This window comes from Methanobrevibacter curvatus (assembly GCF_001639295.1).
GTDB lineage: Archaea > Methanobacteriota > Methanobacteria > Methanobacteriales > Methanobacteriaceae > Methanoflexus > Methanoflexus curvatus.
Genome location: NZ_LWMV01000116.1, coordinates 1 through 856, shown reverse-complemented (window position 1 = coordinate 856; position 856 = coordinate 1). Strand labels below are relative to the sequence as shown.

Below are 856 nucleotides of genomic sequence, written 5' to 3'. Positions count from 1 at the left end.
ATTTGATTTCTGTGATTATTGTTTTGTCTTTTATTTTAAATATTGTGTCTGCTCTTCCTGAGTAGGTTGTTACTTCTCCTTGTGAGTCAATGCCTAATAAGTATAATGCTACTAAGAATATTCCGTGATAGTATTTTTCATTGTCTCCTTTTAGTGGATAGGATAGTCTGTGGTATATGTTTTCTAGGATTTCTATGAATTCTTTTGGATCTTTATTTAAAATACTTGTGTAGGTTTTCTTTTTTAATTTTTTTAGGTGGTTATCGCTTAAATTCGTATAGGTCATAATAAGTTCATTGATTAGAGACTCCCTAACTTCATAATTTGGAATATCTAATATGTATTCAATAGATCCATGTTTTTTGTTCTTTTCTTTTATTGTTAGGTATCCTGTTTGAAATAGTAATGTTGTGGGGTGTATATTTTCTATTTTAAATGTGTCTAAATCATTTTTTGTTGCAACAATAGGTTCTATTATTGGTTGTAGGTTGTTTTCTTTTTTAAGTGTTTCCATTAGAAATGTTGGTGTTCCACTGCTAAACCAGTAATTTGAAAATTCGCACTCATCAAATAGCAGTAATGTTGAAAAAGGATTGTAAACCTTATTTTTACCGTCCCAAGTGTAACCATCATACCAGTACTCGATTTTAGCTATTGTTTCTTCATAGCTAAGAGATTCTTCATTAGCTAAATTTTCAATATGTTCTTTAAAATAGTCTTCAAGTTCACTGTGGGTGTAACCACAAATTTTAGCATAATTTTTACTTAATGTAATATCTTTAGGGTTATTTAGTCCTGAAAAAATAGATGTAGATGAAAACTTAGAAATTCCAGTGATAAAAATAAACTCTAAAAA

At 28.7% G+C, this 856-nt stretch carries 1 protein-coding gene; it reads right to left on the bottom strand.

Annotation, left to right across the window (positions count from 1 at the left end; genetic code table 11):
• Positions 1 to 856, bottom strand: an 856-nt coding sequence (locus MBCUR_RS03115; protein ID WP_157077615.1) for a P-loop NTPase family protein, incomplete at both ends; no start/stop codon positions are given.